The organism is Roseateles sp. GW821-FHT03B02, from assembly GCF_059421025.1.
In genome coordinates this window covers 219,209-245,502 of sequence record NZ_JBWKUV010000001.1, presented here as the reverse complement: position 1 = coordinate 245,502, position 26,294 = coordinate 219,209, and the positions used below count along the sequence as shown (strand labels likewise).

The 26,294-nt window shown below is 69.8% G+C and carries 23 protein-coding genes and 1 pseudogene; 7 read left to right on the top strand and 17 right to left on the bottom strand.

Annotated features, from left to right (window positions below):
- Positions 1-3: 3 nt before the first annotated feature.
- Positions 4-396: a ribonucleotide reductase subunit alpha gene (locus tag AC07VX_RS01110; RefSeq protein WP_493163577.1), complete on the bottom strand. Its 393-nt coding sequence runs from the start codon at positions 394-396 to the stop codon at positions 4-6.
- 181 nt (positions 397-577) lie between these two features.
- Between AC07VX_RS01110 and moaA the strand changes: the two genes are divergently transcribed.
- Entirely contained in the window at positions 578-1,648 is a 1,071-nt protein-coding gene (gene moaA, locus AC07VX_RS01105; RefSeq protein ID WP_493163578.1) for a GTP 3',8-cyclase MoaA, read from the top strand.
- An 86-nt stretch (positions 1,649-1,734) separates the two neighbouring features.
- The gene (locus tag AC07VX_RS01100; RefSeq protein WP_493163579.1) at positions 1,735-2,940 is read left to right on the top strand and encodes an NAD(P)H-dependent flavin oxidoreductase; all 1,206 of its coding nucleotides are present in this window, start codon (positions 1,735-1,737) and stop codon (positions 2,938-2,940) included.
- A 30-nt stretch (positions 2,941-2,970) separates the two neighbouring features.
- Here the strand turns inward: AC07VX_RS01100 and AC07VX_RS01095 are convergent, their stop codons facing one another.
- The 10 genes and pseudogenes from AC07VX_RS01095 to AC07VX_RS01050 all read right to left on the bottom strand — a co-directional run bounded on the left by AC07VX_RS01095 (position 2,971) and on the right by AC07VX_RS01050 (position 13,946).
- Positions 2,971-3,408 carry a hypothetical protein gene (locus AC07VX_RS01095; RefSeq protein ID WP_493163581.1) on the bottom strand — a complete coding sequence of 146 codons (438 nt, stop codon included), beginning with the start codon at positions 3,406-3,408 and terminating at the stop codon, positions 2,971-2,973.
- A 94-nt stretch (positions 3,409-3,502) separates the two neighbouring features.
- The gene (locus AC07VX_RS01090) at positions 3,503-4,429 is read right to left on the bottom strand and encodes a hypothetical protein (RefSeq protein WP_493163582.1); all 927 of its coding nucleotides are present in this window, start codon (positions 4,427-4,429) and stop codon (positions 3,503-3,505) included.
- Between the two features lie 93 nt (positions 4,430-4,522).
- A complete protein-coding gene (locus tag AC07VX_RS01085; protein WP_422018667.1) occupies positions 4,523-4,918 on the bottom strand; it encodes a dihydroneopterin aldolase in 396 nt (131 codons plus the stop codon).
- A 249-nt stretch (positions 4,919-5,167) separates the two neighbouring features.
- Positions 5,168-5,770: pseudogene (locus AC07VX_RS01080) on the bottom strand (FAD-dependent oxidoreductase); the annotation flags it as partial.
- Between the two features lie 28 nt (positions 5,771-5,798).
- The gene (gene msrQ / locus AC07VX_RS01075; protein ID WP_493163848.1) at positions 5,799-6,395 is read right to left on the bottom strand and encodes a protein-methionine-sulfoxide reductase heme-binding subunit MsrQ; all 597 of its coding nucleotides are present in this window, start codon (positions 6,393-6,395) and stop codon (positions 5,799-5,801) included.
- 11 nt (positions 6,396-6,406) lie between these two features.
- Positions 6,407-7,375, bottom strand: coding sequence for a protein-methionine-sulfoxide reductase catalytic subunit MsrP (msrP, locus tag AC07VX_RS01070; RefSeq protein ID WP_493163583.1), 969 nt, complete (start codon positions 7,373-7,375; stop codon positions 6,407-6,409).
- A gap of 137 nt (positions 7,376-7,512) precedes the next feature.
- Entirely contained in the window at positions 7,513-8,547 is a 1,035-nt protein-coding gene (locus AC07VX_RS01065) for a hypothetical protein (protein WP_493163584.1), read from the bottom strand.
- A gap of 80 nt (positions 8,548-8,627) precedes the next feature.
- Positions 8,628-11,795 carry an error-prone DNA polymerase gene (locus tag AC07VX_RS01060; protein WP_493163585.1) on the bottom strand — a complete coding sequence of 1,056 codons (3,168 nt, stop codon included), beginning with the start codon at positions 11,793-11,795 and terminating at the stop codon, positions 8,628-8,630.
- Positions 11,792-13,102, bottom strand: coding sequence for a Y-family DNA polymerase (locus AC07VX_RS01055; protein ID WP_493163586.1), 1,311 nt, complete (start codon positions 13,100-13,102; stop codon positions 11,792-11,794). Before AC07VX_RS01055 ends, AC07VX_RS01060 begins: the two co-directional genes overlap by 4 nt.
- Positions 13,059-13,946, bottom strand: coding sequence for a translesion DNA synthesis-associated protein ImuA (locus tag AC07VX_RS01050; RefSeq protein ID WP_493163587.1), 888 nt, complete (start codon positions 13,944-13,946; stop codon positions 13,059-13,061). The genes AC07VX_RS01055 and AC07VX_RS01050 overlap by 44 nt, the downstream gene beginning before the upstream one ends.
- A gap of 289 nt (positions 13,947-14,235) precedes the next feature.
- Here AC07VX_RS01050 and AC07VX_RS01045 point away from each other — a divergent pair, with 289 nt between their 5' ends.
- Complete coding sequence (locus AC07VX_RS01045) at positions 14,236-14,619, top strand: YciI family protein (RefSeq protein WP_493163588.1); 384 nt, start codon at positions 14,236-14,238, stop codon at positions 14,617-14,619.
- Here the strand turns inward: AC07VX_RS01045 and AC07VX_RS01040 are convergent.
- The 3 genes from AC07VX_RS01040 to AC07VX_RS01030 form a co-directional block, all read right to left on the bottom strand.
- Complete coding sequence (locus AC07VX_RS01040; protein ID WP_493163589.1) at positions 14,616-15,671, bottom strand: serine/threonine protein kinase; 1,056 nt, start codon at positions 15,669-15,671, stop codon at positions 14,616-14,618. The genes AC07VX_RS01045 and AC07VX_RS01040 overlap by 4 nt on opposite strands.
- A gap of 28 nt (positions 15,672-15,699) precedes the next feature.
- Positions 15,700-16,551, bottom strand: coding sequence for a DUF2726 domain-containing protein (locus tag AC07VX_RS01035; protein ID WP_493163590.1), 852 nt, complete (start codon positions 16,549-16,551; stop codon positions 15,700-15,702).
- Positions 16,552-16,701: 150 nt separating this feature from the next.
- On the bottom strand, positions 16,702-17,499 hold the full coding sequence (locus AC07VX_RS01030; protein ID WP_493163591.1) for a GNAT family N-acetyltransferase: 798 nt from the start codon (positions 17,497-17,499) through the stop codon (positions 16,702-16,704).
- Positions 17,500-17,707: 208 nt separating this feature from the next.
- Here AC07VX_RS01030 and rplM point away from each other — a divergent pair, with 208 nt between their 5' ends.
- The 3 genes from rplM (at position 17,708) to erpA (ending at position 19,003) form a co-directional block, all read left to right on the top strand.
- Positions 17,708-18,136, top strand: coding sequence for a 50S ribosomal protein L13 (gene rplM / locus AC07VX_RS01025; RefSeq protein WP_119043837.1), 429 nt, complete (start codon positions 17,708-17,710; stop codon positions 18,134-18,136).
- A 9-nt stretch (positions 18,137-18,145) separates the two neighbouring features.
- Complete coding sequence (gene rpsI, locus AC07VX_RS01020; protein ID WP_493163592.1) at positions 18,146-18,538, top strand: 30S ribosomal protein S9; 393 nt, start codon at positions 18,146-18,148, stop codon at positions 18,536-18,538.
- Between the two features lie 102 nt (positions 18,539-18,640).
- On the top strand, positions 18,641-19,003 hold the full coding sequence (erpA, locus tag AC07VX_RS01015; protein WP_493163593.1) for an iron-sulfur cluster insertion protein ErpA: 363 nt from the start codon (positions 18,641-18,643) through the stop codon (positions 19,001-19,003).
- A gap of 4 nt (positions 19,004-19,007) precedes the next feature.
- Here the strand turns inward: erpA and AC07VX_RS01010 are convergent, their stop codons facing one another.
- Positions 19,008-20,099, bottom strand: coding sequence for an anhydro-N-acetylmuramic acid kinase (locus AC07VX_RS01010; protein ID WP_493163594.1), 1,092 nt, complete (start codon positions 20,097-20,099; stop codon positions 19,008-19,010).
- Positions 20,100-20,104: 5 nt separating this feature from the next.
- Positions 20,105-21,493 carry a M23 family metallopeptidase gene (locus tag AC07VX_RS01005; protein ID WP_493163595.1) on the bottom strand — a complete coding sequence of 463 codons (1,389 nt, stop codon included), beginning with the start codon at positions 21,491-21,493 and terminating at the stop codon, positions 20,105-20,107.
- A gap of 225 nt (positions 21,494-21,718) precedes the next feature.
- Between AC07VX_RS01005 and tyrS the strand changes: the two genes are divergently transcribed.
- The gene (gene tyrS, locus AC07VX_RS01000; protein WP_493163596.1) at positions 21,719-22,945 is read left to right on the top strand and encodes a tyrosine--tRNA ligase; all 1,227 of its coding nucleotides are present in this window, start codon (positions 21,719-21,721) and stop codon (positions 22,943-22,945) included.
- A 4-nt stretch (positions 22,946-22,949) separates the two neighbouring features.
- Here the strand turns inward: tyrS and AC07VX_RS00995 are convergent, their stop codons facing one another.
- Positions 22,950-26,237, bottom strand: a complete 3,288-nt coding sequence (locus AC07VX_RS00995) for a S41 family peptidase (protein WP_493163597.1) — start codon at positions 26,235-26,237, stop codon at positions 22,950-22,952.
- Positions 26,238-26,294 lie beyond the last annotated feature (57 nt).

Below are 26,294 nucleotides of genomic sequence, written 5' to 3'. Positions count from 1 at the left end.
GCCTCAGCCGATGAACACCGCCTCGCCCGCGGGGTTGAACGGCAGCAGGCCGCCGAACTCGCCCGCTTCCACGCGCTTGATCAGCAACTCCAGCATGCGCTGGATCTCGGCGGCCGTCGTGCGACCGGCCAGCGCGGCGGTGAACACCAGCTGCCAAGCCGGGCCGGCCTGGCGCGCCTCGGCGGCCAGGGCGTCGAAGTCGGTCAGCTCGGCGGGGTCCTTGTCCACGCACATCAGCGGGCGCAGCACGCCGCCTTCGCCCGCGGCATGGGCGGCGCGCTGCTCAGGCGTGGCATCGGGTTCGCATTCGGCCGTGGTGAAGACCATCAGCAGCCGTTGCGGCTCGGGCTGGGCGCGGGCCATGGCCAGCAGGTCGTTGAAATGCTCGATGTTCATGGCCGACACACTAACGCGCCGCTGCGCCGGCGTGCGCGGCGGGCGAACGACGATGGCATACGCCAAAGGGAGTAGGTGGGCCGCGGCGCGGTCCTGCCATGGCCGGATGGGCCGGGGCAGGGCGGCTGCCCAGAATGCCGGCATGGACGCGAGGACCGCCCCTATAGCCCCTTTACTCTGGATGCCCCGCGTGCTGCCCCAGCCTGCGCCGCTGCACGGCACGCTGCGCGACCGCCGCCAGCGCCCCTGGCGCGACCTGCGCATCTCGCTCACCGACCGCTGCAACTTCCGCTGCAGCTACTGCATGCCGCGCAACCGCTTCGGCCCCGGTCACCGCTTCCTGCCGCAGGCGCAGCTGCTGAACTTCGAGGAGATCGTGCAGGTCGCCCGCCAGGCCCTGGCGTTGGGCGTGCGCACGCTGCGCCTGACCGGCGGCGAGCCGCTGCTGCGCCGCGACCTGGCCGGCCTGGTGCGCCAGCTTGGCCGCCTGCGCACGCTGGACGGAACGCCGCCCGACCTGGCGCTGACCACCAACGGCAGCCTGCTGGCCGGCCAGGCCCAGGCGCTGCGCGACGCCGGCCTGAGTCGCCTCACGGTGAGCCTGGACGCGCTGGACGACGCCGTCTTCCAGCGCATGAACGATGTTGGCTTTCCCGTCGCCGAGGTGTTGCGCGGGCTGGAGGCGGCGCAGCGTGCGGGCTTCGAGCGCATCAAGGTCAACATGGTGGTGCGCCGCGGCGTCAATGACGGCGAGGCGCTGCCGCTGGCCGGGCATTTCCGCGAGCACTACGGGGGTGGCATGGTGCTGCGCTTCATCGAGTTCATGGACGCCGGCTGCCACAACGGCTGGAAGATGGACGAGGTGCTGCCCAGCGACGAGCTGCGCGCGCGCATCGCCGCTCGCTGGCCGCTGCAGCCCCTGCCCGCCACACGCGGCGGCGAGACGGCCCAGCGCTGGCGCTATTCCGATGGCGCCGGCGAGATCGGCTTCATCAGCAGCGTCAGCCATGCCTTCTGCGGCGACTGCACGCGCGCCCGCCTCACGGCGGACGGGCGCCTCTTCACCTGCCTGTTCGCCGCCCAGGGCCATGACCTGCGCCCGCTGCTGCGCGCTTCCCAGGGTGGTGAGACCCAGCTGCGCGAGCGCTTGGCCGGCATCTGGGCCCAACGCGCCGACGCCTACTCCGAGCAGCGCGAAAAGCTGCGCCTCTCGCAGCCCGAGCGCGCCGACATGCATGTGCTGGGTGGCTGACGAATCCGCCAGACCTTGCATCAGATCAAAGCTTTGCGGCGCCCCTGGCCCCAGCATCGCTCTTTCCGCCCTTCATCCACCACGCCATGACCACTCCTTCGCTCCTCGACCGCATGGCCACGGCCGGCCTCCAGCCCCTGCAGATCGCCGGTCGCCAACTGCTGCCCATCGTGCAGGGCGGCATGGGCGTGGGCATCTCGGCCCATCGGCTGGCCGGCAGCGTGGCCGCCCAGGGCGCCTGGGGCACCATCGCCTCGGTGGACCTGCGCCGCCACCATCCCGACCTGATGGCGCGCAGCGAGAACCTGCGCGACAGCGATGAGAGGAAGAAGCCCGTCATCGAGCAGGCCAACCAGGAGGCGCTGGCGCGCGAGATCCGCCAGGCGCGCGAGATTGCCGGCGGCCGCGGCCTGCTGGCCGTCAACGTGATGCGTGCGGTGAGCGACTACGCCGCGTCGGTGCGCACCGCGCTGCAGGAGGGCGTGGACGCCATCGTCTGCGGCGCCGGTCTGCCGCTGGACCTGCCCGAGCTGGCCCAGGACCACCCCGACACCGCTCTGGTGCCCATCCTCAGCGACGCCCGCGGCGTGGCCCTGCTGTGGAAGAAATGGGAGCGCCGCCAGCGCCTGCCCAGCGCCATCGTCATCGAGCACCCGGGCCATGCCGCCGGGCATCTGGGTGCAGCCAAGGTGGCCGACCTGGGCGATGCGCGCTTCGACTTCGAGACCGTGCTGCCCGCCGTGCGCCAGCACATCCGTGACGCCGGCATGGAGGGCCGCGTGCCGCTGATCGCCGCTGGCGGTGTGCGCACCTGCGAGGACATCCAGCGCCTGCAGTCCCTGGGCGCCGATGCGGCCCAGCTCGGCACGGCCTTCGTCGTGACCGAGGAATGCGATGCCCACCCCAACTTCAAGCAGGTGTTGGCCGAGGCGCGCGACGAGGATCTCGTCGAGTTCACCAGCGTGGCCGGCCTGCCGGCGCGCGCGGTGATGACGCCCTGGCTGAAGAAATACCTCAAGGCCGAGGAACGCCTGCAGGCGGTGGTGCAGCTCAAGCAGCGCTGCACGATGGCCTTCGACTGCCTGAGCCAGTGCGGCCTGCGCGACGGCCTCAAGGGCTGGGGCCAGTTCTGCATCGACCAGCGCCTGGCCGCGGCGCTGCGCGGCGAGATGGCCAAGGGCCTTTTCTTCCGTGGCCGTGGCGTGCTGCCCTTCGGCAGCCAGATCACCAGCGTGCGCCAGCTGATGGAGCGGCTGCTGACGCCGGGCATCTCGGTCGGCACGCCGGCGTGACCGCGTGACGGCGCCGTCGCGCCGCACGCCTCACACCTGGCCGGTGCAGCGCATGAAGGGGATGGTGGATTCGCCGGCGCCCCAGTCCGTCTGGCGCCACACATAGGCGTCGTCCCGGATCAGCACGAGCGTCCACACGATGGGGTCGCTGCCCGGGGTCTCGCGCTTCTCGCCGTCCAGGAACAGCGTGATGCTCTGGCCCTTGACGCGCAAGACCTTGTAGACGGCGGCGGACACGGTCTGGCCGTCATCGTTCTTGAACGGCTTGGTGAACGTGAACGTCGCCGTCGAGCGATCCTTGGAGAAGGCGATGACCTGGGCGTCGCCGCAGTCGTACTTGCCGTCCTGCAAGGGGGCCCACTTCCCGGGCAAGCGCTCGAAGAGCGCCGATGCATCGTCGAGCGCCTGGCTGGTGGTCGTGGCGGTGAACAGCAGGGCCGCGCAAAGCGCGAGGAAGGGTCTGTGCATGGCGATGGCGGGCTTCCCGGGTTGTCCTGGCGCCGCACTCTATGCGCTTTCCCGGCCAGGCCGTCGGACGGCGGCGCGGGCGCGGCCCGCGGCTTCAGGTGCCGCAGTGGTCCGTGAGGAAGAGCAGGGCCTGGTCGCGTGGCTGTTCGATCAGCAGGCGGGCGCTGACGTCGGGCATGACGAGGCCCGCGTGGGCCACGATCTCGCGCAGCTGGTCCAGCGCCAGCTGCGGTGCGGCGTGCAGCACCAGGCTCAGCTGCCACGGCCAGGCCGGCGTGCCGGGTGCGGTGAAGACGCGGTCCACGTTGCTGTGGGCCTGCAGCCGGCCGAGGGTCTCGGCCGTGGGCTCGATGTGCTTCCACAGCGCCAGCATGCCCGGCTGCGGCACCCGCGTGGGCGGGGGTTTCAAGGCCATGCCGGTCAGCTGGCCGCCGCGGCGCCAGGCCTGCAGCTTGGCCAGCAGCCGGGACTCGCTGCAGCCCAGCTGCTTGGAGCACTGGGCAAAGGGACGGGAGCACAGCAGCAGGCCTTCTTCGAGGTGCCTGGCGATGTCGGGAGCGTCGCAGGGCAGGGCGTCGGCGGCCGACGCGGGCAGCCTCAGCCGGGCCACGGGGGCGTCGGGCAGCTGCCGGAGCTGGCGGGCCAGGGCCTCGTCGTCCAGGGCCTCGATCTCAGCCCACAGCGAAGGCATGCCGGCCTGCGGCTCACAGCGCTCGATGTGGAAGCAGCCGGGCAGGGTCGCCAGTGCCGCGGCGAGCGGCGCGTCGTCGGCGCCCGGCTGGAAGGCCAGGCGCCAGCGCTCGCGCCGCAGCCCCTCCCCCCAGCAGGGCTGGATGGTCTGCAGCGCGCCGTTGCGGTGCAGCTCCTGGCACAGGCTCAGCAACTCGCGCGGCGTGGCGCCGCTGCGCGCGGCCATTTGCCGGAAGGGCGAGGCGTGCAGCGGGAACGTCTGCTGCCAGCCCTGCAGCAGGGTCTGGCGGAGGCTGGCGCAGCAACTGGCGTGAGGTGTCGAGGTAAGCATGGACGACCCGAATGCTCGGCGCGGCGAGCGTGAGCGTCCTTAATTTGCTTCAAGACCTTGGGTGCGCTGTTTGCCCCAGGTCAAAGGTGATGTTCACCAGGCGCCGAGCTCGGTGCTGATGGCGACTTCGCAGTCCGGGAAGATCTCAAGCTTCGTCAGCTTGAGCCGCACGCCGACGACGCCGGGCAGGCTCATGAGCCGGTTGCACAGCTTGCCCAGCAGGGCCTCGACGAGGTCGGTGTGCTCGGCGGTGCACTCGTCGATGATGGCCGTGCGCACGCGGCGGTAGTCCAGCACATGGCCGATGTCGGCGTCGCGCGCCACCACCGGCAGCGCGCCGAGGTTGACCTCGGCGTCCACCTGGATGGGCTGCGGCCCGGTGCGCTCGAAGTCCAGCACGCCGAGGTTGGCCCGAAAGCGCAGGCCCTGCAGGTGGATGACCTGGCGGTTGTTGTGGCGCTGCGGTGCGGCCGCGGCCTGCGGGCGCAGGGCCTGCTCGATCTGTTTGGCGGCCTGCACGCCGTCGGCCAGCGCCGTCTGCACGCAGGGGTGCCAGCGGCCGCTGGCGTCGCCGGCGACGAAGACGCGCTGGCGGGCGTGCTCGTCCAGCAGCGCGAAGGCCGAGGGCTCGGGCTCGAAGCCGAGCAGCACGGCGGCGATGTCGAAGCGCTCGGCGCCCGCGCTCACGCCGTCGGCGTCCGGCAGCAGGGCCTCGGGCAGCGGCGTGGACAGGCGCACGCTGATGCCGGCGTGGTGCTCGATGCGTTCCACCAGATGCGTCTGCGCGCGCCAGCCGCCGCGCGTCCACACCGTCACGGCAAAGCCGCGCTCAGCCAGGAAGAGGGCGTTCTCGGCCGCGTTGTCGCCTGCGCCCAGCAGCAGCACGCGGCCCGGTGCGAGCGTGGCGCGCTGGGTGGTGAGCGAGGCCGCGTCCAGCACGCGGGGGTGGGGCGAGGCGAAATAGCGCGTCGGGCGCAGCAGGCGCAGGCCGGTGGCGACGAGCAGCGCGCGGGCCTGCACGCGCTCGCCGCCGGCGAGCTGCAGCGTCCAGCCGTCGAGCGAGTGGCGGGCGGACTCGACCTGGGCGCCCAGCCGCAGCGTGAGCCCCGGCGTGGCCGTAGCCTGAACGGCGTACTGCACGGCCAGGTCGCACAGGCGGGTGGCGGGCTCGCCCAGCACCCAGTCCTGCGGGAAGTCCAGCGCCGCCAGCGAGGCACAGAGCTGCGGCTCGCGCTCGACCAGCAGCGTCGTCAGCCCCAGCTGGCCCAGCCAGGACGCGGCGCTGCAGCCGGCGGGGCCGCCGCCGAGGATGGCGACGTCGAGAGAGAGGGGGCTGGTCATGGTGCGCGGCAGGGCTGAAAGCCAAAAATTATCCGCGCAGCCTCTTCCAGACCCGCCAGCCCAGCAGCAGCGCGAGGAGGGCTCCGTAGACCGCCGGCTCGGCGAAGTTGTGCTTGCCGGCGCGCATCCAGATGAAGTGCAGCAGCGCGATGACGGCGATGACGTACACAGCCTTGTGCAGCGCCTGCCAGCGCCTGGCGCCGAGGGCCTTGATGGCGCGGTTGAAGCTGGTGGCCGCCAGCGGCAGCATCAGCGCCCAGGCCGTGAAGCCCATCAGGATGAAGGGGCGCTTGGCGATGTCGCGGGCGATGTCGTCCAGCGCCAGGCCCATGTCCAGCCAGCCGTAGGCGAGCAGGTGCAGGCTGGCGTAGCTGAACGTGAACACGCCCAGCATGCGCCGAAAGCGCGCCAGCGCCGCCAAGGCGGTCAGCTCGCGCAGCGGCGTGATGGTGAGCGTGAGCCACAGGCCGCGCAGCGTCCAGTCGCCCAGGCGGCGGATCAGGGCTTCGGCGGGGTTGGCGCCGAGCTGGTTGGTGGCGGCCGCGTAGACCAGCCAGGCCAGCGGGCCCAGGCAAAACAGGAACAGCACCACCTTCGCCGCTGGGTGCAGCAGCGCGCGCGTCAACGCGGCCTTCATCAGTAGTTGCGCTTCAGGTCCATGCCCGCGTAGAGCTGACCGACCTGGGCCTCGTAGCCGTTGAACATCTGCGTCGGGCGCTTCTTGGCGAAGAGACCGTCCTCGCCGATGCGGCGTTCGGCCGCCTGGCTCCAGCGCGGGTGGGGCACGTTGGGGTTCACGTTGGAATAGAAGCCGTACTCCTGCTGTGCGGCCTTGGTCCAGCTCGACACCGGCTCCTTCTCCACGAGGCGGATCTTCACGATGCTCTTGGCCGACTTGAAGCCGTACTTCCACGGCAGCGCCAGCCGCAGCGGCGCGCCGTTCTGGTTGGGCAGCACCTCGCCGTACATGCCGAACACCAGCATGGCCAGCGGGTGCATGGCCTCGTCGATGCGCAGGCCTTCCACGTAGGGCCAGTCCAGCACGCCCGAGCGCACGCCGGGCATCTGCGCCTTGTCGGCGAGGCTGGTGAACTCGACATACCTGGCCTTGGACGTGGGCTCCACCTTCTTGATCAGCTCGGCCAGCGAATAGCCCACCCAGGGGATGACCATGCTCCAGCCCTCGACGCAGCGCAGCCGGTAGATGCGGTCCTCCATGGGCGCGAGTTTGAGCAGGGCGTCCAGGTCGAAGCGCGCGGGCTTGGCGCACTCGCCCTCGACACTGACCGTCCACGGCCGCGGCTTGAGGGTGTGGGCGTATTGCGCCGGGTCGGACTTGTCGGTGCCGAACTCGTAGAAGTTGTTGTACGAGGTCGCGTCGGCGTAGCTGGTGGCCTTGTCCAGCACCATGGCCCCGGCCACGGCGCTGCGCACGCCCGGCAGCCTGGGCAGCTTGCCGCCGCCTGCGGCGGCTTGCGCCAGGGTCAGCGGCGAGGCGGCGGCCAGGCCCAGTCCGGCCATGGCCTCGCGGCGGTTGAGGTAGACACGGCGGGGCGTGATTTCGCTGGACAGGGGCTCGTGAGGGGTGGGAGTTCGGATCAGCATGAAGGGCTCTCGGATCTGCAGGCAGGGGTAGGTCGGGCCGGGACGGCCGCAACTTACACCCTGGGCGGCGGGCGTGCCCGAGCGGCCTGGCAAATCCGACTGGCCGGCGGGTGCTGGCGGTCCCGTGCCGGCGCGCCTCAGGCGGCCACGAGCGCCGGCGCGGGGGCGTCCGCCGGTGCGGCCTGGCGCGCTTTCAGGGTGCGCCAGCGCTGCGTCAGGGCCCAGGTCCGCAGGGGCGCCAGCAGGCCGAGAATCGCCAGCGTCGTGAGCAACAGCACCGGGAAGGTGGTCTCGCCGTCGGTCAGCGCCGTGATCAGCTCGGAAAGCAGGTCGATGTAGATCAGGTAGGTCAGGAGATGCGCGGTCCAGGCCTGCCACCCGACCGGCCGGAAGATCAGCGACTGGCGTTGCCACAGCGGCAGCCCCAGGTCCTCCGGCGGCGAGTCGGGGTAGGCGTCACGCCAGCGTTGGCGCTCGGCCATGGCCCAGCGCTGCAGGGGCCAGGCCAGTGCGCAGGCCAGAGGCGGGAAGATCCAGCCTTTGTTGTCGAGGAGCGTGCTGATCAGGAAGGTGTCGTCGGCATCCAGGCCGGAGACGTACGTCATCGTCGCGCCCAGGCACAGCACCAGGTAGGTCAGGAAATGGGCCACGCCCGAGCGCAGGCCCAGGGGCTGGAAGAGCAGGAAGAGGCGTCGCTGCAAGCTCAGGTCCTGCCGGCGCTGGTGCAGCTGATGCTGGATGGCGCTGTGCTGGATGCGGGCGCGCTCCAGGCCCGTCGCCGCCGTCATCAGTTCGGCCTCGATCTGGGTCTTGAGGTGCTGCAGCGTGGCTTCGCTCAGGTGGATTTCCGCATGGAGCTTTTGCATCAGGGAGGTCAGGTCCTCGATGCGCTGGAGGTCGCGCCGGCGGCGCGACACGAGCGAGGCGGAATCGAGCATCTTGGGCAGCAGGCCGGTCAGCGCGGTGACGACGGTGATCACGCCGACCAGCAGCTGGTAGATGTCCTTCTTGGCCTCCTCCGTGGCCTTCTTGGCGCCCTTCTCCAGGGTTTCCTGCGCGGCGATCTGCTTGCTGGCTACCGTCTGGGGCGCCTGGGCCCGAGCCGCGCTTCCCATCAGCAGCAGCGCCGCGATTGCCAGGACGCCCAACAGCCTGCCGAGTGCGTGGGTCATGTTGCCTCCGGTTGCGTCTACGCGGGGGCAGTGTCAAGTCGGGCGGGCCGATGCGATCTAGGCTTTTCCCCGAGGCATCCTCAACGGAAATCCCGGCTCTCGGTCGGCAGCCGCCCCAGCAGCGGGCTGAGGTTGGTGAAGCGCCGGGCCAGCAGATGGCGCACATCGCCGTCGCCGCGCTGCCAGATGCCTTCGACAGCCAGCAGCCGTGCGCCGAGGATGGTGCCGCGGTTCTCCTCGTAGACCTTGTTCCAGACGATGACCTGGACGTTGCCGGTCTCGTCTTCCAGCGTGACGAACAGGGTGCCCTTGGCGGTCTGGGGCTTCTGCCGGCCGGTGACGATGCCGCAGGCCTTGGCGTGGCGGCCGCTCTTCACCTTGTCGAGCTGGCTGGCGCTGAGCAGCCCTTGTCGGGCCAGGCGCGGGCGCAGCAGGGCCAGCGGATGGCGGCGCAACGTGAGGCCGGTGGCGGCGTAGTCCCACAGCACTTCCTCGCCTTCGGCGGCGGCGGGCAGGGCGAGGTCGTCCTCGGGCAGCAGGCTGCCCTGCAGCAACTGCGGCATCGCGTGCAGGGCCGAGGCCTGCCAGACCTGCTGGCGGCGATGGCCGGCGAGTGAGGTGAGGGCGTCGGCGGCGGCGAGCTGCTGCATGTCCTGCTGGTTGAGGCGGGCGCGGAAGGCGAGGTCCTGCGGGTGGGCGAAGGCGCCGTCGCGGGCCCGGGCCTGCTCGATGCGGTCGGCGGCTTCGTTGCCCAGGCCGCCGACGAGGCACAGGCCCAGGCGAACGGCCGGCTGGTGTTCACCGTCGCGGTGTTCGAGGGTGCTGTCCTTGTGGCTGTGGTTGACGTCGATGGCCCGTACCTCGATCTTGTGGCGGCGCGCGTCCTGCACCAGCTGGCTGGGCGTGTAGAAGCCCAGCGGCTGGGAGTTCAGCAGGGCGCACAGGAAGGCCGCGGGCTCGTGGCATTTGAGCCAGGAGCTGACGTAGGTGAGCAGGGCGAAGCTGGCGGCGTGGGACTCGGGGAAGCCGTAGCTGGAGAAGCCCTTGATCTGGTCGAAGATGCGTTTGGCGAAGTCGTCGGTGTAGCCCCGCGCGCGCATGCCGTCGACGACCTTGTCGTAGTACTTCTCCAGAACGCCAGGGCGCTTCCAGGCGGCCATGGCGCGGCGCAACTCGTCGGCCTCGCCTGCGGAGAACCCCGCCGCGATCATGGCCACCTGCATGACCTGTTCCTGGAAGATGGGCACGCCTCGGGTGCGCCAGAGGGCGGCCTTCAAGGCTTCGCTGGGGTACTCCACCTGGTCTTCGGGCAGCGCTCGATTTTTAAGGAAGGGGTGCACCATGCCGCCCTCAATGGGCCCCGGCCGCACGATGGCGACCTCGATGACGAGGTCGTAGTAGTTGCGAGGCCGCAGCCGCGGCAGCATGGACATCTGGGCGCGTGATTCGATCTGGAAGACGCCGATGGTGTCGGCCGCGCAGATCATGTCGTAGGTCTTAGTGCAGTCCTGCGGAATGCTGGCCAGCGAGTAGGTCCTGCGGCGCATCGGCTGGAGCAGGTCAAAGCAGCGCCTGATGGCCGTGAGCATGCCCAGCGCCAGCACGTCGACCTTCATCATTCGCAGCTCGTCGATGTCGTCCTTGTCCCATTCGATGACGCTGCGGTCCTTCATCGTCGCGTTCTCGATGGGGACCAGGCGTTCCAGCGGCCCGTCGGTCAGCACGAAGCCGCCCACGTGTTGGGAGAGGTGGCGCGGCAGGCCATTGAGCTGGCGGCCGAGCGTGATGAGCTGTTGCAGGCGCGGATCGTCTTGCGGCAGGCCGAGCTTGTGCAGCAGCGCGATGCGGTGTTCCTCGGGCAGCACCTGGCTGGACCAGCCGCTGTGGTCCTGGCTCATCACGTCGAGCTGCTCTTCGCTGAACCCCAAGGCCTTGCCTACATCGCGTATCGCGCTCTTGGGTCGGTAGCAGGTGACGACGGCGGTCAGCGCCGCGCGCTCCCGGCCGTACTTGTCGTAGAGGTACTGGATGACCTCCTCGCGGCGCTCGTGCTCGAAGTCCACGTCGATGTCCGGCGGCTCGTTGCGCTCGCGGCTGATGAAGCGTTCGAACAGCAGCGTGCTTTCCCTCGGATTGACCGACGTGATGCCGAGGCAATAGCAGACGACGCTGTTGGCCGCCGAGCCGCGTCCCTGGCAGAGGATGCCCTGGCGGCGCGCAAACCCGACGGTGTCGGCAACGGTCAGGAAGTAGTGCTCGTAGCGCAGCTCTTCGATGAGCTCGAGTTCGTGCTCGATGCGGCCGCGCCATTCGTCCGGCAGCCCATCGGGCCAGTGTTGGGCCGCGCCTTGGTAGGTGAGCGCACGCAGATGCTGGGTGGCCGTGATGCCTGGCGGAATGACCTCGCTGGGATAGCGATAGCTGATCTCGTCGAGCTGGAAGCTGCAGTTTGCGGCCACGTTCAGCGTTTCGGCCAGCAGCTCGGGCGGGTAGAGCTGGGCGAGGCGCAGGCGGCTGCGCAGATGGCGCTCGGCATTGGGCTGCAGGTCGAAGCCGCAGTCGGCGACGGGCCGGCCCAGGCGCGTGGCGGTCATCACGTCCTGCAGGGGCTTGCGCGAGCGCAGATGGAAATGCACGTCGCCAGCGGCGACGAGGGGCAGGGTGGTGATCTGCGAGAGCTGCTGCATCGTCTGCAGCCATAGCGCATCGCCGATGTCGCGCAACAGTTCGACGGCGATCCAGGCGCGGCCGCTGAAATGGCATTGCAGCCATTGCGCGGGCTCCAGCAGTTCGTCGTCTTCAGCGGTGTCGCGCGGCAGCACGAGCAGGGCCAGGCAGTCGGCCAGGCGCTCGGGAGCGATCTGATGCCAGTGCAGTGTGTATTCGCCTTTGATGGGGCTCGCACGCCGCAGCATGGTGATGAACTGGCTGAGATTGCCGTAGCCGTTCAGGTTCTGTGCCAACAGGACGAGCTTGAAGCGGGGTGTGCCGGCGTCGTCGCGAACCAGGAACTCGCTGCCGATCAGCAGTCGTGGCGGGCGGGATTCGGCGTTGTCCTGCAGCATGCGGCGGCGCTGCGCATAGGCGCGCACGACGCCTGCCAGCGAGCATTCATCGGTGATGGCCAGGGCTTCGTAGCCCAGCGTGGCGGCGCGCTCGACGAGCTCGGCAGGTTCGGAAGCGCCGCGCAGGAAGCTGAAAGCCGTCAGGCAGTGCAGCTCGGCATAGGGGGGTGTCAGGCCCATCATCCGAAGATCCCGTGCAGGAACCATCCGCCGCGGGCAGGGAGCCTCTCGCGATAGATCCACAACACGCCACGCGTTGCACTTTCGGCGATGTAGTAGTCGCGCACGTACATCTGCCCATCCCACCAGCCGCTTTCGATGCGATGCGGGCCAGCGACGATCTTCAGTGGCCCGTCGCACAGTGGCTGCTCCTGGGCCGAGAGCGGCAAGGCCTCCGGCGGGTCCACAAGCCAGGTGGGTTGTGGGCCTGGCGGCAGGCGTACCGGCGCCTTGGAGGGAGCGCCTGGCCACGGTTGCCATTCCTGCATGACTCCCAGCCGATGGTCTTCTCGGAGGCGGCACACCAGCACGCTTTCAGGGCCCAGGCGCGCGGTGATCCGCTCTGCCAGCTGATGCAGGGACTCGCGCTCCTGCGGTGCCGTGCCCGGCAGCAGGCTGGCGCTGGGCTCGGCCATGGGCATCACGTGGTCAACGCTCAGTCGCAGTTCACCGGCCGGTGCCGCCAGGACTTGATGGGCCAGGTGCTCGGCCAGCAGGCGGCTGAGATGCCGGAAGCTGCGAGTCGGGTCGGTCGTGGCCAGATCGAGATGGCCGCCGCTGCCGATGCCACGGGCACGCATGGCGTCATGCGCCCAGGCCAGGCGCAAATGCCGGATGCCGGCATGGCGGGCAGCCAGCCAGGCGCAGAGCTGCTGCAGCAGTTGATCTGCGAAGCGGCCCAGCGCAGGGGCATCCTCGACGCGCCAGGGCAGTTCCAGCCGTGCATCGAAGCGCTCGGGCAGGATCAGCCATTCATGAGCTTCAGGGGCTTCGCCATAGGCCTGATCCAGCGCAGTCAGCAGGTCTGGGCCGAAGCGCCTGGCCATGGCCGGTCGCGGCAGTCTGCGCAGGTCCGCCAGCGTGTTGCAGCCCAGGCGGGCCAGCATGGGCTTGTGGAGCCGGGCGGCGGACAACATCTCCAGTGGCAGTGGATCCAGCCGCTCGGCCAGAGGCTGGCTCAGGCTGCGCGGCGTGCTGGCTGAACCGGATCGGGCCACGGCCAGCGCGCCGAGGCTGGTGCAGGCCCAGGCCATGCGGCCCAGCGCCAGCCCGGCTGCCTCGGCCTCATTGCGCAGCCGCTGGTGCAGCGCGCGCGTGCCGTGGAACAGGCGCAGGCTGGCGCCGACTTCCAGCACGATGGCCTCCTCCAGGCGAGCGACCCGCGGCGAGAAATGCAGCGCCAGCCAGCCCAGGGCCGGGAGCTGGGCCGCTGCGGCGGCAGCCTCATCAGGCGAGGCTGTCGTCGAGCACAACAGGGCGAGCCAGTGCATGGTGATGGGTAGGCCGGCTGACCTCGATGCGGGGCGCCGAGCGTTTGGGCAGGATGGAAGGCAGGGCGGCGCGCATGCGGGGCGTCAGCACGGTTTCCAGCTGAGGCGGGATGCTGGGCAGGCTGAGCCAGCCGTCATGGGCCGGGCCGCGGCGTTTGAGTACGCGCACTTGCAGCTTCCAGCGCCCGTCGGGTTGCAGCAGCAGGCGCAATGGAGCCGCCGAGGACTGGTCCTGGGCTGCCCAAGGGCGCAGCAGGAAGGTGGGTGTGTCCGAGCCGAGCGCGGCCACCTGCAGCCGCCGCAGCTGCGTGGGCCTCGCCTCGGGCAGCCAGGCCATCACGGCGATGCGGGACTTGATGGCTTGCTCGGTAACCCAGAGTTGTTGCGCCGGCGTCGTGGCTGCAACGCAGATCAACGCTGACGGGGGCAGGCCCAGGGCGCGCTGCCCTGGCATATGGGGCATGTATGGCGGGTTCACGAGCAGCAGCGAACGCAGTGCCGGTGCGGTCAGGTGCTGGCGACGGCGTGGGCTGACGGCTGGCAAAGCCTGCCCGGCCCACCACCTGCGCAGGGTCGATGCCAGCAGGCGCCACTCCAGCACGCCGAATTGCGGCGTCAGCAGCTCGGTAACGGCTCGCAGCGGCCAGCCGCCGCCGGGCAGCTCGGCGTCCAGGGCGGCAAAGCCGCTGGGCAGGACGGGGTCGGCACTGCGGCTCAGGCTGCTGCCGCGCCACAGTCGGCTTTCCAGATGGGGCGCCAGCACCAGCCGGCCCGCCGCGTCGGCCGATGCGAAGGGCCCCGGGGCAAGCGAGTGGGCGGGTGCGTTGGCAGAGGCGGGCAACATGGCCGTAGCAGGCGAAGCGGGGAAGAAGCGGGAGCTTGAATGAGAGCACAATACTGTATTTATATCCAGTATTTTCCGCCAATTGAACCGGCCCGGCCGCTAGCATTCGACGCCCCCGCCGGAGAGTCGCCATGCAACTTGCCGCGTTGATTTGCGTCCATGACGTACCCGCCAGCCCTAGCGCTGGAGCGAGAACGGCAACTGGGAGTTCTGGCTGCGCGGCCCCGACGGCTATGCGGTGGTGCTGACCAGCCCCTTGCCTTGACGCTTGATTTCAGGAGACCCCGACATGCCGATGAACGACTATCTGGTGCTGTCCCGCGGCCAATGGGACGAGGGTGCCGACCCGCAGGCCGTGCAGGCCGCCATCGACGCCTTCTACGTCTGGTACGAGCGGGGCGTGGCCCAAGGCCGGCTCAAGCCTGGCAGCCGGCTGGAGCCGGGCTGTCGCATCGTCGGCAAGGGGCTGGTCACCGACGGGCCGTTTGCCGAGACCAAGGAGTGGGTGGGCGGCTACTGGTTCATCGTCGCCGAGACGCTGGAACAGGCCGCGGCGATTGCCGCCGAGAACCCCTGCCTGCAGTTCGGCCTGACGCTGGAGATCCGCCCGCTGGACGCCAGCCGCGCCGATGTGGCGGTGGCGACCAACGAGACGCCGGCGAGCTGGCGTTAGGAGAACCCGTCGCCGTCGAAGTCCACCACGTCCTCGTCCCGCGCGAGGGTCGGCGGGGCGTCCTTGGGTTTCATGGCCTCCAGCTGCTCGCGCAGCTTGGCGACCTGGTCCAGCCAGTAGTTGGGTGTGCCGAACCAGGGGAAGGCCAGCGGGAAGGCGGGGTCGCCCCAGCGCCGGGCCAGCCAGGCGCTGTGGTGGATCATGCGCATCGTGCGCAGCGGCTCGATGAGACGCAGCTCGCGGTCGTCGAATTCGGCGATCTGCTCGTAGCCGTCGAGCACGGCGTTGAGCAGCTGGCGCGAGGCCTCCGGCTCTTCACTTGAGCTTGGCAGCAGCATCCACAGGTCCTGGACGACGGGGCCGGTGACGGCGTCGTCGAGGTCCACGAAGTGCGGGCCGCGATCGGGCGTCCAGAGGATGTTGCCGGGATGGCAGTCGCCGTGCAGACGCGTGAGCTGCAGGTCGGGCAGGCTGTCGAAGGCGGCCTGGATGGCACCGATGCAGCGCTGGGCGGCATCGTCCCAGGCGGGGGCAATCTCGGGCGGGAGGGCGTCGTTGGCCATCAGCCAGTCACGCGCCGTCTGTGCGGGCGCGGCGCTGGCCCAGGTGAGGCGCTCGGCGAAGGGTTTCTGGCGCCCCACGCCGTGCAGCCGGGCCAGCAACCGGCCGATCCAGCGCAGCACCTCGGGGTCTTCCAGCTCCGGCCCCCGGCCGCCCTGGCGCGGCGTGACGGCCAGGCGCTGGCCCTGGTAGTGAAACAAGGTGGAGCCGCCGGCCAGCGGCCAGGGTGCGGCCACGGGCACCTCGGCGGCGGCCAGCTCGGCGGCGAAGGCGTGTTCTTCCAGGATCTGCGCGTCGCTCCAGCGGCCCGGGCGGTAGAACTTGGCGACGGCCGCACCGCCGTCCTCCAGGTGCAGCATCAGCACCCGGTTCTCGAAGGAGTTCAGCTGCAGCAGCCGGCCGTCGGCGCGCAGGCCGGCGGCGTCCAGGGCGTCGAGCATGAACTCCGGCGTCAGGTCGCCGAAGCTGAGGTCAGGGGTCGCGTGATGCATCCGGCGAGTGTCGCCGGGATGGTCCGCCTTATCTGCGGCGGGGGCGCTCGGTGGCGTAGCGCGGTGCGTCGACGACGACGCCCACGATGTCGTCCATCATGGCCTCGTCGTCGGCGTCATCCAGCACCGGCAGGCTGCGCGGGTTGTAGCGCGACGTGTCGAGGTTGCGCGAGGACAGGCGGCGCTGCGGCTGGGGGGGCGACGGCTGGGCCGGTGCGCGCGGGTAGCGCTCGCCGTAGCCCTCGCTGCCGCCGAAGACGCTGGCGTCCTGCCAGAGCGGCAGGGGCTGGGAAAACTGGCCCCAGTCGCTGCCGAACTCGTCCTCGCTGGTGCTGCTGCGGCGGCGCGACAGGCCCGGCGTGGCGGCCGGCGCCGGCAGGGGGCCGCGCGGGTTGCTGCCCTGGGGCACGAGGAGCTGCAGTTCGGCAACGCTGGGCAATTGGTCCATTGCGCAGCGCAGGTAGCGCACGCGGCAGGCGGAGAGCACCGCGTGCTTGATCTGCAGGCTGCGCGGCGTGACGCCCCGCTCGCCTTCGAGGTCGATGGCGGCCAGCACACGGCCGTTGGGGCTGCAGACGGCAAAAGTGACGTGCGAGGCGCCCAGCAGGTCGAACCAGTAGCGCACCTCCTTGGCCTCGGTCGGCTGGCAGAAGCGCACCAGCGGCAGCTTGGACAGCACGACGTGGTGGGGCAGGGCCTCGCGCAGCAGGCGGAAGACGCGCCGCTCATCGGTCGTGAACACCGGCCGTGCCGTGAGCGACCACTCCGCCGGCAAGCCTTTATTGGCGTACGCCGGCCGCCGCAAGGCCCAGATCAGGCTGATGACCAGACCCAGCACACAAACAGCCAGGGCGGCGATCCAATAAATGGCGTACGGCATGTCCCTCGAGGAGTTCGGCGGCAGCGCCGATCCCTCGGCACAATGGACGGGCAATGTAGCTCAACGTCCCTAAAAGACATTACTCGCTAGTCCCGATTCCCCCGGGCCTGAGGGGGAGCAGGGTCAGAAAAACGGCTGTTTACCCATCATTTATTGCTTCGCGGCCCGTCCCGACGAGTCGAAATGGGCCTTGACCTCGGCGACGCTGTCGACGAACTCGCTCAAGACCTGAGCCTGGCGCTTGAACTGGAAATCCAGTTCGCCCAGATGCCGCTCCAGCGCCTGCTCGACCTGGGAGCCCACGGTATCCGGCGGCAGGCGCAGCCAGGCCGCGGACTCTCCGCCATCGCGCTCGACGATGGCGCCGGCAGCGGCTGCAATGCGCAGCATGGGGCGGTTTTCGCTCAGCGCATGGATGAAAAGGGTGTCGATGCCGCGGTTGCGCGCGTGCAGGGCGGCCGCGTCGAACAGGCGCCGGCCCAGGCCCCGGCTGCGTGACAGCGGCAGCACGGAAACGCCGAACTCGGCCACCGAGCGCGCGGGCTCGCCCGGCAGTACCTGGCCATACGCCAGGTGCGCCAGGGCGATCAGTTGCAGACGGCGATTGAAGATGCCCAACACTTCGTCGCGCCCGAAGTCGATGCTCAGCGCGTATTTGCGGATCTGCTCGTCCGATGCCGGGTAGCCGAAGCGCAGATAGCGGTCCTGCGGCTCCAGGGTCAGCAGGTGCTCGATGATGCGGCGGCGGTGGCGACGGGCCAGGGAGCGGATCGGCACCCAGGTCGACAGCCGTTCCAGTGCGGCGCGGGCGCTCGCCAGCGGGCCGGCAGCCCCGGCGGGTGCCGCGGGCTGTGCGTTGGGGTCGGGGCCAAATGCTGACAGCTCATGGTCCCAGTCCGCCGCGGGCTCGGCGGGCGGGTCAGAGGGGGCGGGTGGGGACTTGGGCATGGCGGGCCTGCGGGTATGGCAAGGTTAACGCGTCGGGCCTTTTCAAACCACTGGCGGCGCTGGTACACTCGTGGGCTTTTCCGTCAAAAGGCTGCGGGAAAGAACCGTGTCGAGAGGCTGCGCTCAGAAGCAGCACCGAGGCCGGGCAGTATTCAGCCATGCATCGCCGGTATCTCATTTGGGGGCCGGCACAGCGAAAGCAACTCTCATGAAGACCTTCAGCGCCAAGCCGGCCGAAGTGACGCACGAGTGGTTTGTGATTGACGCCACCGACAAGGTGCTCGGACGTGTTGCCAGCGAAGTGGCACTCCGTTTGCGCGGCAAGCACAAGGCCATTTACACGCCTCACGTGGACACCGGTGATTTCATCGTCATCGTCAACGCCGACAAGCTCCGTGTCACGGGCAACAAGGCCACCGACAAGGTGTACTACCGTCACTCTGGCTTCCCTGGCGGCATCTACGCCACGAAGTTCAAGGACATGCAAGCCAAGCACCCCGGCCGCGCGCTGGAGAAGGCCGTCAAGGGCATGCTGCCCAAGGGCCCGCTGGGTTACGCAATGGTCAAGAAGCTGAAGGTCTACGCAGGTCCCTCGCACCCGCACACCGCCCAGCAGCCCAAGGCTCTCGAGATCTAAGGAACGGCCATGATCGGAAATTGGAATTACGGTACTGGTCGCCGCAAGTCGTCGGTTGCTCGCGTCTTCATCAAGAAGGGCACGGGCCAGATCGTCGTCAACGGCAAGTCCATCGACACCTACTTCGGTCGTCAGACCTCGATCATGATCGCCAAGCAGCCCCTGCTGCTGACGAACAATGGCGAAGCCTTCGACATCAAGGTGAACGTTCACGGTGGTGGCGAATCTGGCCAAGCCGGCGCCCTGCGCCTGGGCATCACCCGCGCGCTGATCGACTACGACGCGACCCTGAAGCCCGAACTGAGCCGCGCCGGCTTCGTCACGCGTGACGCGCGTGAAGTCGAGCGTAAGAAGGTCGGTCTGCACGGCGCCCGTCGCAGGAAGCAGTTCAGCAAGCGTTAATCACGCCTTGCTCGACATCACAAAAGGCCGCTTCATGCGGCCTTTTGTTTTTGCGTCGACAATCCCCATATTCGTCTCTGCACAGATTCACAGGAGCCCGCCATGAGCGCCGTGCTTGATACCCCCACCGACATCCCCGTGCCCCTGGTGTTCACCGACAGCGCCGCCGACAAGGTGCGCGATCTGGTGGCCGAAGAAGGCAACCCGGAGCTGAAGCTGCGCGTCTTCGTGCAGGGCGGCGGCTGCTCGGGCTTCCAGTACGGCTTCACCTTCGATGAGGCCGTCAACGACGACGACACGCAGATGCAGAAGAACGGCGTGACGCTGCTGATCGACTCGATGAGCCTGCAGTACCTGATGGGTGCCGAGATCGACTACAAGGAAGACCTGCAGGGCGCCCAGTTCGTCATCAAGAACCCCAACGCCACGACGACCTGCGGCTGCGGGTCGAGCTTCTCGGTCTGAAGGATCAGGCGGGGTACAAGGCCCCGAGAACCCGGAGCCCTGCGGCTCCCGTGACGGCCGGCAGATTGCCCGGCCGTCTTGCTTTGAAGCACATCGCCAGCCAGGCGAAGGCGGCCGCCTCGACCTGGTCCACAGGCAGGCCGCGTGCCATGCTGGACTCGACGGTGACGCCGGGCAGCAGATCGGCCAGGCGCTGCATCAGGCGGCCATTGAGCGCGCCACCGCCACAGGCGGTCAGCCTCGTGGCGCCCGGCATCTGCGCTCTCAGCGCATCGGCCACGCAGCGCGCGCTGAGTTCCAGCAGTGTCGCCTGCACGTCCTCCGGTGCGAGGCCCGGAACGAGCCTGGCCTGCAGCCAGCCCAGGTGAAACAGATCCCGGCCGGTGCTCTTGGGCGGCGGCAGCGCGAAGAAGGGCTCGGCCAGCAGCGTCGCCAGCAGTGCCGGCGATACGCGGCCCGTGGCGGCCCAGGCGCCGCCGGCGTCGAAGGCCTGGCCCCGGTGGCGGCCGATCCAGCCATCCATCAGGCAGTTGGCCGGACCGCAGTCGAAGCCGCCGGTGCGCCCGTCGGCGAACAGCAGGCTGAGGTTGCTGATGCCGCCCAGGTTCAGCACGGCGGTGTCCTCGCCTGCGGCGCCGAACACCGCACGGTGGAAGGCCGGCACCAGCGGTGCGCCCTGGCCGCCGGCGGCGACGTCACGGCTGCGCAGATCGCAGATCACGTCGATGCCTGCCTGTTCGGCCAGCAGTGCGCCGTTCAACAACTGCGTCGTGTAGCCCTCGAAGCCGCCGGGCCGATGGCGCACTGTCTGGCCGTGGGCGCCGATGGCGGCGACCTGCTCATGCCGCATGCTGGTGGCCTCCAGCAGCTGCGAGACGACGTCGGCATAGCTGCGCGCGACGGCATTGGCCGCCAGCGCGGCGCGGTGCAGTTCGTTGTCGCCGGGTGAGTTCAGCGCCAGCAGCTCGTCGCGCAACGCAGGCTGGAAGGGGATGTGCACATGGCCGGTCACGACCAGGGCGTCTGCATCGAAGAGCACGCCGTCGGTGCCGTCGAGCGACGTGCCCGACATCAAGCCGATGTAGAGCGCGGCCACCGGCCTTATTCGGCGGCGGAAACGCCGTCCATGGTCTCGGCCACGGCCAGCTGTGTCTTCACGCTGGCGACGGTCTGCAGGAACTGCGACTTCGCGTAGCCCGGCAGCGTGACGGCCTCGGACGCGCGGGCGATGGAGCGCGGGTCCATCATCCGGCCGCCGGCGTGGAACTCGAAGTGCAGATGCGGGCCGGTGGCCCAGCCGGTCATGCCGACGGCGCCGACGCGCTGGCCCTGCTCAATGCGCTGGCCCTTCTTGACGTCGATCTTGCTCAGATGGGCGTAGACGGTCTCGCGGTCGCCGCCGTGGCGGATCTTGACGACGTTGCCGAAGCCGTTCTGCCAGCCGGCCATCTCGACCGTGCCGTCGCCCACCGAGCGCACGGCCGTGCCGGTCGGCGCGCCGTAGTCCACGCCGTTGTGCTGGCGCCAAGTCTGCATGATGGGGTGGAAGCGCATCGCGAAGCCGCTGGTGATGCGCGAGAACTCCATCGGGCTGGCCAGGAAGGCGCGGCGCTTGCTCGTGCCGTCGAAGCCGAAGAAGCTGGCTTTGCCGGTGGCGTTGTCCTTGAACCAGACCGCGGAGTAGGTGCGGCCGTTGTTCGTGAACTCGCCTGCCAGCAGGCGGCCCACGCCGCCGTCCCAGGTGACGGGTTCGCCGTCGGCCGTCAGCGTCTCGTAGACGATGCTGAAGCGGTCGCCCTTGCGCAGCTCGCGATGGAAGTCGATGTCGCCGGAGAACATGTCGGCCATCTGCGAGGCGATGGCGTCGGGGATGTTGGCGTCGTCCGTCGCCGCGAACAGCGAGGTGCGGATGCTGCCGCTGCCCAGGGCCACCTGGGCCTGCAGCGGCGCGGTCTCGGTGCGGGCCGTGAAGCGGCTGCCGTCGCGTTCGATGGTCAGGCGCGTGAAGTGGCTCTGCTGCTGCTCGACCTTCTCGGCCGGGAAGCGCGCGACGATCTTCTGCACCTGGCCGGCGGCGTCTGCCGTCAGGTGGACCATCTTGCCGGCGCGGCCCTGGAAGATGCGGCGGGCCAGCGGGTCGGTGCGCAGGAAGGCGGCCGCCGCCGGATCGAAGGCGCCGGCGCGCTTGAGCAGGCTGTCCGGCGTGTCGCTGGAGCGCGTGGCCTCGGCACGGGCCAGGCCGATGCTGTGGGCGGCGAGTTCGTCGAGCTGGGCCTCGATGCTGGGCGCGGCCAGCGGCTCGACCACCGTGCGCTTGGGCAGCTCGGCAGCATCGGGGGCCAGCGGCGCGATGCCGAAGGCCGTCACGGCGAAGCAGCTCAACAGGCCGACGACCGAGGCCGTCAGCGCGCGCGGGTGGCGGGCGGCAAAGGCTTCGGTGCGCCGCAGGCCGGCTTGAACTTGCTGAAGACGTTGCTGGAAAACGGTCACGCTAACGGTTCCGGGGTTGTCGCAGGGGCAATCCCGGCTGTGCCGGTTCCACGCGAGGGGCGCGCTCGTGGGCGGCCCTTAAAATCCCTTGATTGGTTGTGTTGATGCAACACCCCCGATACGAAGGGTGAATTCTAACGGCTCCAGCCTACGCGGCATGCCGGTTTACCCCGATGGATCAATAACTTAACACTTTGGCCCGGCTCGTTGCCGGGCCCGATGCGCATGTCCGACGCTCCCCAATTCCCCGTCACCGATGCCGTCCTGGCGGCCCTGGCCATCACCCGCCGCGGCGTGGACGAGCTGCTGCCGGAGGCCGAGTGGACGAAGAAGCTGGCCCGCTCGGCCGCCACCGGCGTGCCGCTGCGCATCAAGCTGGGCCTGGATCCGACGGCGCCCGACATCCACGTCGGCCACACGGTCGTGCTGAACAAGATGCGCCAGCTGCAGGATCTGGGCCATCAGGTCATCTTCCTGATCGGTGACTTCACTTCGCTGATCGGCGACCCCTCGGGCCGCAACGCCACCCGCCCGCCCCTGACCAAAGAGCAGATCCAGGCCAACGCCGAGACCTACTACGCCCAGGCCAAGCTCGTGCTGGACCCGGCGCGTACCGAGATCCGCTACAACTCCGAATGGAGCGAGCCGCTCGGCGCGGCCGGCATGATCCAGCTGGCCAGCCGCTACACCGTGGCCCGCATGATGGAGCGCGACGACTTCACCAAGCGCTTCGCCGCCGGCACGCCCATCTCCGTGCACGAGTTCCTCTACCCGCTGATGCAGGGCTATGACTCGGTGGCGCTGAAGAGCGACCTGGAGCTGGGCGGCACCGACCAGAAGTTCAACCTGCTGATGGGTCGCCACCTGCAGCAGGAGTACGGCCAGGAGCCGCAGTGCATCCTGACCATGCCGCTGCTGGAGGGCCTGGACGGCGTCGAGAAGATGTCCAAGTCCAAGAACAACTACATCGGCATCACCGAGCCGGCCAACACCATGTTCGCCAAGGTGCTGTCCATCAGCGATGTGCAGATGTGGAAGTGGTTCGAGCTGCTGTCCTTCAAGTCCATCGCCGAGATCGCCGCACTGAAGGCCGAGGTCGAGGGCGGGCGCAACCCCAAGGACGCCAAGGTGATGCTGGCCAAGGAGATCACCTCGCGCTTTCACAGAGCAGCGGCGGCGGACGCGGCCGAGGCCGACTTCAACAACCGCGCCAAGGGCGGCATCCCGGACGAGATCCCCGAGGTGCAGCTGACCGGCGCGCCGATGGGCATCGCCCAGGTGCTGAAGGCCGCCGGCCTTGTCGCGTCCACCAGCGAAGGCCTGCGCATGATCGAGCAGGGCGGCGTGCGCCGTTCGGGTGAGGTGCTGTCGGACAAGGGCCTGAAGCTCGACGCCGGCGAGCATGTGCTGCAGGTGGGCAAGCGCAAGTTCGCGCGCGTGCTGCTGGGCTGACGGGTCAGGGCTTCACCGGCCGCAGATAGGGCCCCGGCTTCACCTCCCGCACCGGCTCGGCGGCCATGCGTCGCTTGAGCTCCGCAATCGCCGCGTCCAGCTGTGCGTCCTGGCCCAGGGCCGTGGCGCGCGGCGGGTTGTCGACCTCGACGTCCGGCGTCACGCCGACGCCCTCGATGATGAAGCGGCCCTCGGGGTCGATCTGGCCGCTCTCGGCGGCCCGCATGATGCCGTTGTCGATGAGGCGGTTCTGATCCGACAGCCACACGCCCGCGCCCGAGCTGCGCTTGCCGATCACCGGGCCGATCTTCAGCCGCTTGAAGCCCTCGGCGAAGGTCTCGCCGTCGCTGTAGGTGTCTTCGTTCATCAGCACCACGGTGTGGCCGCGCCAGGCGTTCTGCATGTTGCCGTAGACCGGCGAGCCCGCCGGCGAGCGGGTCTGCCAGAAGGCCCAGGCGCGGCGCAGCAGCTTCTCCAGGATCCAGCTGTCGATGCTGCCTCCGTTGTTGTAGCGCACGTCGACGATGAGGCCGTCGCGGTCGCCGGCGGCATAGAACTCGCGCACGAAGTCGGCGATGTCGGCCGGCCCCATCGCCCGCAGATGCACATAGCCGATGCGGCCCTGGGACGCCTGCTCCACGGCGCGGGCGCGGCTGACGCGCCAGTCGTTGAGGCGCAGCTGGTTCTCGCGCGCCTGGGCCACGGGTGTGACGATGCGCTGCACGGCCTTGCCGTCGCCCTGCCTCAGGTCCAGCAGCACCTGGCGGCCGGCCTGGCCGCGCAGCAGCTCCAGCAGGTGGGGCGCGTCGGCCGTCGGGCGGCCGTTCACGGCGGTGACGACGTCGCCCACCTTCAGGCCCAGGCCCGGCGCCGCCAGCGGCGGCGCTTCGGAGGGCAGCTCGGCCTCGAAGGCGTAAATGGCGTCGATGCGCCAGCCGTCCGGCACGCGTGAGAAGCGGCCGCCCAGGCCGGCGAGGCCCGGCTCGTCCGGCGCCGGCCGGGTGTCGCCCGCGCCGACCTGGCTGTGCAGGGCGCCCAGCTCGCCGGCCATCTGCGCCATCAGCTCCGCCAGCTCGAAACGGTCGGTCACGCGGTCCACCAGCGGCTCGTACTTGGCGCGCACGGCCGGCCAGTCGACACCGTGCATGGCGGCGTCGTAGAAATAGTCGCGCTGCATGCGCCAGGCGTCGGCGAACATCTGCTTCCACTCGGCGCGCGGCTGGGTGGCGATCTGCCAGTCGCCCCAGCGCACCTGCAGCTTGGCGAGATCGGCCGGCAGCTTGGGCGCGGCCTCGACGATGAGCACCTCGGGCGCGGCGCCGGCCTGGTTGCGCACCAGCATCAGCTTCTTGCCGTCGGCGCTGAGCTCGTAGCTGCGCACGTCCTGCGCCAGCGTCTCGGCGGGGCCGCCCTGGTTGTCGATGGCGATGGACTTGAGCTGGCTCTTGCCGTCCAGGTCGCGGTCCAGGAACCACAGCCGCTTGCCATCCACGCGCAGGCCACGGTAGTTGCCAGCCGGTACCGGCAGCTCGTGCAGCCGCGCGGCCAGGCCGTCGAAGACGATGGCTGGCTTGCCCTTCTTCTCGTCGGCCTTCTTCGCGTCCTTGTCATCGGGCTTGCGCTCGCCGGGCGCCTTGTCGGCGGCCGTCTCCAGCTCGTCCCTGGATGCGAAGGGGGATCGCAGGTCGGGCTGCAGCGCCAATGCGTAGAGCTTGCTGCGGAAGCCGAAGAAGGGGCCGGTGTTGCGGTCGCCCCAGGGACTGCCGCCACCGGTCGCCGCGAAGTTGCGGCTGGAGGCGAAGTAGAGCCACTGCCCGTCGGGGCTGAAGGCGGCGGCGGGGCTGTCGTAGCGGTCGCTGGTCAGTGTGTGGGTGCGGCCGTCGGCCGTGCCGTAGAGCTGAAGCTGGCTGCGGTCGGCGTGGCGCAGCGAGCGCGTCCAGGCCAGGGCCTGGCCATCGGGACTCCAGCCCTGCAGCTCGGGCGGCTCGCCCAGGCTGCCGTGGGCGATCTCGCGCGTCGTGCCGGCCTTGAGGTCGGTCAGCCAGATGCGGTGCTCCTTGTCGGTGTGGGCCAGCCAGCGCCCGTCGGGCGAGGGCAGCAGGTCGCGGCGCTGGGTGGTTGCGCCGCGTGTGATGCGCTCGGGCTGGCCACTGCCGTTGGCGGCGAAGCGCCAGATCTCTGTCTCGCCACTGAAGTCGCAGACGGCGAAGACGCTCCTGCTGTCGCTGCTGAACTCGCCCTTTCTGCAGCGGCCGTCGGCCGGCTGGGACAGCTCGGCGCGGCGCAGCGCCTGCACGCCTTGCGTGGCGAGATGGCCGCGCGCGGCCAGCAGCACGCGTTCGCCGTTGGGGGCGAAGGCGGTGTCGGTGAGGAAGTCCTGCGGCTTCTTGATCCAGCGTTCGCGCTGCTGGTCGAAGTCGCCGCCCAGGCTCACGTCGAGTTTCCTCGGCGCGGCGGCTTGCGTCAGGTCGGCGAGATAGAGGTCGGCGCCCAGTGCGTAGACGACGCGCGTGCCGTCGATGGACGCGTGGCGGATGTCCCAGCCCTTGTGGGCCGTGTGCTGGCGCAGGTCGCCACCCTGGGCATTGACCGACCACAGGTTCACCGTGCCGTCGCGGTCCGACAGGAAGGCGATGCGCTCCGTGCCGCCCGCGCGGTAGGGCATGGGCCGACGGTCGTTGTTGCCCTCGGCGATCAGTGGCCGGGCCTCGGCCTTGTCCGTCAGATCCAGCGCCCACAGCCGCGCGATGGCGCCGCCGCGGTACTGGCGCGCGTTGTCGCCGCGCAGGCCGCTGCGCGTGAAGTAGAGCGTGCGGCCGTCCGCGCTCAGCGCGGCGTCGCTGGCCTGGCCCACGGGCAGCTGGCGACGCCGGCCGGTCTTCACGTCGATGGCGAAGAGCTGGCTGCCGGGGCGGGCGTCGAGCCCCGTGTAGAGCACTTCCCCCGCGGCCGTGAAGCCCCACACACGCATGCCGCCGCCCTCCCAGGTCAGGCGCTTCGGCGGTCCGCCGGCCACGGGCATCAGGTAGATCTCGGTGCCGCCGTCGTACTGGCCGGTGAAGGCCAGCCACCGGCCATCGGGCGACACGGCGGGCTGGCTCTCCTGGCCGGCGTGCGTCGTGATGCGCTGGGCTTCGCCGCCCTGGCTGCCGACGCGCCACAGGTCGCCCTCGGCCACCAGATAGACCTGTTCGCCATGCAGTGCGGGCTGGCGGTAGAAGCCGCTGGTGCCGGCCCCCGCGCTCGTGGCGCAGAGGGCGGCCGCGAGCGCGGCGAAACGAAAGCGGGACATGGGATTGATCTCCTCGAAGAGCCGGCATTGTGTTGCTAGGGGGGCGAGGGGAGATTC